This window comes from Corynebacterium sp. MSK047, from assembly GCF_030232285.1.
Taxonomy (GTDB): Bacteria; Actinomycetota; Actinomycetes; order Mycobacteriales; family Mycobacteriaceae; genus Corynebacterium; species Corynebacterium jeikeium_D.
In genome coordinates this window covers 4,097-5,448 of the sequence record NZ_JASPJI010000042.1, presented here as the reverse complement: position 1 = coordinate 5,448, position 1,352 = coordinate 4,097, and the positions used below count along the sequence as shown (strand labels likewise).

General features: G+C 54.7%; 1 rRNA gene (cut by a window edge). It reads right to left on the bottom strand.

The window, feature by feature from the left end:
* Positions 1–2: 2 nt before the first annotated feature.
* Positions 3–1,352, bottom strand: a 23S ribosomal RNA gene (locus QP981_RS11040) (it continues 1,813 nt past the right edge of the window).

Genomic DNA, 1,352 nt, shown 5'->3' with positions numbered 1-1,352 from the left:
TTGTGTGTTGAATGTTTGGTCTATTAGTACCGGTCACCTCCACACCTTACGATGCTTCCAGATCCGGCCTATCAACCCCATCATCTATAGGGGACCTCAAAAGAAACCTAATCTTGGAACAGGCTTCCCGCTTAGATGCTTTCAGCGGTTATCCCTTCCGTACGTAGCCAACCAGCCATGCCCCAGGCGGGACAACTGGCACACCAGAGGTACGTCCATCCCGGTCCTCTCGTACTAGGGACAGCCTTCCTCAAGTTTCTACGCGCGCGGCGGATAGAGACCGAACTGTCTCACGACGTTCTAAACCCAGCTCGCGTGCCGCTTTAATGGGCGAACAGCCCAACCCTTGGGACCTACTCCAGCCCCAGGATGCGACGAGCCGACATCGAGGTGCCAAACCATCCCGTCGATATGGACTCTTGGGGAAGATCAGCCTGTTATCCCCGGGGTACCTTTTATCCGTTGAGCGACACCGCTTCCACAAGCCGGTGCCGGATCACTAGTCCCTAGTTTCCTACCTGCTCGACCTGTCAGTCTCACAGTCAAGCTCCCTTGTGCACTTACACTCAACACCTGATTGCCAACCAGGCTGAGGGAACCTTTGGGCGCCTCCGTTACTCTTTGGGAGGCAACCGCCCCAGTTAAACTACCCACCAGGCACTGTCCCTAACCCGGATCACGGGCCGAGGTTGAGATGTCCAATACGATCAGAGTGGTATTTCAACAACGACTCCACCCCAACTGGCGTTGAGGCATCACAGTCTCCCACCTATCCTACACAAACCGAACCGAACACCAATACCAAGCTATAGTGAAGGTCCCGGGGTCTTTTCGTCCTGCCGCGCGTAACGAGCATCTTTACTCGTACTGCAATTTCGCCGGGTCTGTGGTTGAGACAGCAGGGAAGTCGTTACGCCATTCGTGCAGGTCGGAACTTACCCGACAAGGAATTTCGCTACCTTAGGATGGTTATAGTTACCACCGCCGTTTACTGGGGCTTAAATTCTCCGCTTCGACCCCAAAAGGGGTCTAACAGGTCCTCTTAACCTTCCAGCACCGGGCAGGCGTCAGTCCGTATACATCGACTTACCCGTCTTCGCACGGACCTGTGTTTTTAGTAAACAGTCGCTTCCCTCTATTCTCTGCGGCCACAACCAGCTCAACCACGTCGGTCACCAGTCATGGCCCCCCTTCTCCCGAAGTTACGGGGGCATTTTGCCGAGTTCCTTAACCACAGTTCTCCCGATCGCCTTAGTATTCTCTACCTGACTACCTGTGTCGGTTTCGGGTACGGGCCGTATATCCACATCGCTAGAGGCTTTTCTCGGCAGCATAGGATCACCAACTTCCCC